We start from the raw sequence: 4,375 nt of genomic DNA on the forward strand, positions 1-4,375 counted from the left end.
CGCCAACACATACTCAATTTGATGTGTCAGTTTAGCACTTCTTGGGATAATGTAGAAAACTATTTTAAAGAACTTACCGAAATAGTGATAGAACTTTCAGAAATGGAAAAAGACGGTTTAGTTGTATTGGGCGATAAATCGATTACAATTACTGACAAGGGAAAACCTTTTGTGCGGAACATTTGTATGGCACTTGATTTACGTTTGAAACGGAAAGCACCCAAAACAAAACTATTTTCGATGACGGTTTAAAACAATTTTAATCATAAAAAACCACGTTATTCACATGGTTTTTTATTGTTCAATGAAACAAATAATTACTTGTTTAAATACGCATAAATTTCATCTTTCAGAAATAATAATTTTGCTTTTAATTCATGAAGAAATTTATCATTAGCTATTTCAGAACCCATATTAATTCGACGAATCTGATGTTCTATTTCATGATATTCATCAAATAGTTTTCTGAAATGAACATTAGAAATTTTAAGCTCATGGATTTTATCTTGATATTCAGGAAATTCGTGTTTTAAATCGTGTTTTTCCATTTTAAGAAGGTTTAAATTAGTTTATGATTGTTTAAGGTTGTTTAAAATAGTTTAGTGTTTTTAATTAGTGACAATTGGCAGTAGATTGAACGAATAAATTGATATTGCTTGGGGATATATAAGCTATATCTAATCCCATGCCTCTTAAAACAAATAGCAATCCGATAATAACTGTAACTATTGGTACAATTTTTTGCAATTTGTTTCTAAAAGGGAAAGACAAAAAATTACTCACATAGACCACAGCACTCATTAAAGGAATAGTTCCCAATCCGTAAAGCAACATATAGGAAATACTAAAAGTAACTGATTGCATGGCAATAGCACCAAAAAGTGCCGCATAGACTAGTCCGCATGGCAATAATCCGTTGAGAACTCCGATGGTAAAAAGTGCATCGGGACTTTTGCGTTTGAACTGCCTACCCAAACTTGTTTTTGCTTTTGAGATGATATTGTAAATGGGTCTTGAAAAATTATAACGGGCAAATACTTTCTCTGGCACTATGGCCAAAACAATCATTAAAACTCCCATTACAATTGAAATTTGTTGTTGTATTCCAGCTACATACAATCCTCTTCCTAACAGTCCAAAAAGCATTCCTAGCATGGCATAAGAAGTCAATCTACCTGAATGATAAAGCAAGATTTGTATCGTTTTTTTGGCTGGATTGTTTCTATCTACTGGCAACATCATGGCAATAGGTCCACACATACCAATGCAGTGTAAACTGGATATTAAACCGAAGATGAGTGCTGTGTAGAGCATTAGATATTTGAAATTTGAAATTTGAAATTTGAAATTTGATATTAGATATTTGAAATTTGAAATTGAAATTGATATTGCTATTGTTATTGATTTTTCTATTGAAAATAAATTTCTTCTTTATTCAAATAGGTTTTACCTTGATAATTCCATTCTACAGAAATATCCCAAAGACCGCCAACCAGATTTTTTTTAGGTATGAGCAAATCAGGACTGGAAAGCGAAATTGGAATTTCAAAATCCAGCTTTTGGTTTGACGGTCTATATAAGGATACTTTTCCTTTAATGTTTTTAAAATCAAAATCTTTTGGAAAAGCAATATGAATACCTTTTTCGGTATTTGCTATGACTACTTTCACTTTCATATCATTAGCATTTTGAACCTTTTGAATATCGCCTTGCACTCGAATTTCTTTTTTATAATAGTCTTCTGTTACTAGTTCATTGTCATACTTACTATCTGATTGCACTTTGAAAACAAAGTATAAAATGAAACTCATAAATAGTGCAAATGCAATGACAATTCCTGTTCCCCAATTAATTTTCATTTTTATTTTTTTTTTAAGTTTTATTACTACTTTCAAACTCATTTAAAAATACAATTTAATAGACGCTCTGCTCAAGAAAGAAACTATAGTTATATGAAAATGAAATTTCTATAACACCTTTAATTTAGGTTATTCTATGTTTCTCTTGTGTGTTTAAACTTCTTTTTAATCGAAACTTCTTGGTCCTAAAAAGTTCGTTGTTTCGTTGTCAATTAAATCTTTATCGTTATATATCTCTAGTTGTAATTTGGTTTTATCACTTTCTAAAACTGCTTGGTCAATCTCGATGAACAATGTTCCTTCGGTTATGCCTTCTTTGGGCACTTTGAAATAGCGGTTTCCCACCATTTTTATTACTCCTTTTGGTGATACCAATTCAAAATGTACTTTATCAAAATCAATCGATGTTTTGTTCACTATCTTGTAGGTGTATACATTACTGATTTTATCACCTTTGTGTTGGAATAATTGTCCTGGCAATCTCAAAATAGTGGCTTCGACTTCGTTTCTAAGGAATAACATTCCGATAAAAACGCCTGTTAAAATAGCTAGTATGGCTGCATATCCTTTCATTCTATTCGTAAAAACGAAAGGTTCATTTTTTACAATTTCGTCTTCACTAGCATAGCGAATTAATCCTTTGGGCAAACCCACTTTTTCCATTATGTCGTCGCATTCGTCAATACAGGCGGTACAATTGACACATTCTAGTTGCGTTCCATGTCGAATATCAATTCCGGTGGGACAAACATGCACGCATAACCCACAATCAATACAATCGCCTTTACCAGAAGCTGCTCTATCTTCGTTCTTATTAAACTTGGCTCTGCCTATTACTTTTTCACCACGCACATGGTCATAGGCCACATTGATTGATTTGTCATCTAGTAAAACACCTTGCATTCTGCCATAAGGACAAGCAATAATACAAACTTGTTCTCGAAACCATGCATAGATAAAATAGAATACGGCAGTAAAAATAAATAAAGCAATGAGCGTACTCGTATTGTTAGCTGGTCCTTCTTTTACTAGTAAAATTAACTTATCACTACTAATCAAATAAGCCAAGAAGACATTGGCAATCCAAAATGAAATGACAAAAAAGATAACCCATTTGGTCAAACGTTTTCTAATTTTTTCACTATTCCATTCTTGTTTGGCTAAGCGAATTTGAGCACCTCTATCGCCATCTATCCAAAACTCTATCCTACGGAATAGCATTTCCATAAAAATGGTTTGCGGACAAAACCAACCGCAAAATATACGCCCGAAAGCCACTGTAAATAAAGCCAATCCTACTACTCCAATAATCATGATAATCACGAAGATGTGAAAATCCTGAGGCCAAAAAGGAAAACCAAACAAGTTAAAACGACGTTCTACGACATTGAACATCATAAACTGATGATGGTTTACTTTTACAAAAGGTGCTGCAAAAAGAAACAGTAACAAGAAATAGCTCACCCATTTTCTGCGTTCATATAATTTCCCTTTGGGTATTTTAGGAAATATCCATGCTCTTTTGCCTTTGGCATCAATAGTACTGATACTATCTCTAAAACTATTGTCTTCTTCGTTCAGCATTGGATTTGGGGTTGTTAAGAACTTATTTATTGGTTACTTTAAGCGTATCTTTTGTAATCACTTTTGTTGCTTCTTCTACCCATTCTTTAGCTTCTGGTTCTGTAGGCTTGGCGTCTTTTGGATTTGTTCCTTGTAGCGACAACACATAACTAGCAACTTTTTGAATATCAGAAGGTTTGATAGACGCTTTCCAAGCCACCATTCCTTTTCCGTCGCGACCGCCTTCCATTACCGTGTTGAAAACATTTTTGATACCACCACCAAGAATCCAATAGTTATCAGTTAGGTTTGGTCCAATTTGTCCACCACCATCTGGGCGATGACATGCCACACAATTAGCAGTATATATAGCTTTTCCAGCAGCTAAACTCGTGGCATCTGTCAACAATGTTACTTTCTCTTTGCTCATCATGTCAGGAGCTGTTTTTAAGTATTCCGCAACCGCTACTTTTGCCTCTTGCATTTCGGTTTGAAATTCTTGAACCTGATTATTACCGTCCATAATTTGATAACGAACTAAATAAATAGCTCCAAAAATTATAGTACCATAAAATAAATAGACCCACCAAGGTGGCAAAACATTGTCTAACTCTCGAATACCATCATAATTATGATCCAGCATTACGTCTGATTCCTGCTCTATTGTTTTGGTACGTGTTAGTTTATTTAAGATATTTTTATAGAAAGCACTTTCGGTAAATGGTATTGATTGAGCTTCGTCTAATTGCTTTTTTTGTTCCTCTGTCAGCAAATGATAGGTTATATTATCAACCGCACTTGATACAATTTCGATAGCAACGAGCAAGAATAGAAATACAGCTAAAAACAACCCAACCATTGGAAATTTGATAAATGCGGGTTGGTCACCAGATTCGATGAAATATTCCATTGCCCCAAAAACTAAGGCAAAAATCAATGGCACTCTTACATAT

5 protein-coding genes and 1 pseudogene are annotated in these 4,375 nt (G+C 33.6%); 1 reads left to right on the forward strand and 5 read right to left on the reverse strand.

What is annotated here, in order from left to right; all coding sequences use genetic code 11:
* Positions 1-252 (forward strand): annotated as a pseudogene (locus ACK5ON_RS06600) (coproporphyrinogen III oxidase); the annotation flags it as partial.
* Between the two features lie 65 nt (positions 253-317).
* Here the strand turns inward: ACK5ON_RS06600 and ACK5ON_RS06605 are convergent.
* The 5 genes from ACK5ON_RS06605 to ACK5ON_RS06625 all read right to left on the reverse strand — a co-directional run.
* Positions 318-548: a YdcH family protein gene (locus tag ACK5ON_RS06605; RefSeq protein ID WP_409820995.1), complete on the reverse strand. Its 231-nt coding sequence runs from the start codon at positions 546-548 to the stop codon at positions 318-320.
* A 64-nt stretch (positions 549-612) separates the two neighbouring features.
* A complete protein-coding gene (locus ACK5ON_RS06610) occupies positions 613-1,314 on the reverse strand; it encodes a sulfite exporter TauE/SafE family protein (protein ID WP_409820996.1) in 702 nt (233 codons plus the stop codon).
* Between the two features lie 95 nt (positions 1,315-1,409).
* Positions 1,410-1,859, reverse strand: coding sequence for a FixH family protein (locus tag ACK5ON_RS06615; RefSeq protein ID WP_409820998.1), 450 nt, complete (start codon positions 1,857-1,859; stop codon positions 1,410-1,412).
* A gap of 165 nt (positions 1,860-2,024) precedes the next feature.
* Positions 2,025-3,443, reverse strand: a complete 1,419-nt coding sequence (ccoG, locus tag ACK5ON_RS06620; protein ID WP_409821001.1) for a cytochrome c oxidase accessory protein CcoG — start codon at positions 3,441-3,443, stop codon at positions 2,025-2,027.
* A gap of 22 nt (positions 3,444-3,465) precedes the next feature.
* Positions 3,466-4,375: cbb3-type cytochrome c oxidase N-terminal domain-containing protein (locus ACK5ON_RS06625; protein WP_409821003.1), on the reverse strand; the 910-nt coding region annotated here is incomplete at its 5' end.

Source organism: Flavobacterium sp. (genome assembly GCF_046317795.1).
Taxonomy (GTDB): Bacteria; Bacteroidota; Bacteroidia; order Flavobacteriales; family Flavobacteriaceae; genus Flavobacterium.

Coding starts and splice junctions, on each gene's coding strand:
- ACK5ON_RS06610 (WP_409820996.1), bottom strand. CDS start 1,314: ATGCTCTACACAGCACTCATCTTCGGTTTAATATCCAGTTTACACTGC.
- ACK5ON_RS06615 (WP_409820998.1), bottom strand. CDS start 1,859: ATGAAAATTAATTGGGGAACAGGAATTGTCATTGCATTTGCACTATTT.
- ACK5ON_RS06605 (WP_409820995.1), bottom strand. CDS start 548: ATGGAAAAACACGATTTAAAACACGAATTTCCTGAATATCAAGATAAA.
- ccoG (WP_409821001.1), bottom strand. CDS start 3,443: ATGCTGAACGAAGAAGACAATAGTTTTAGAGATAGTATCAGTACTATT.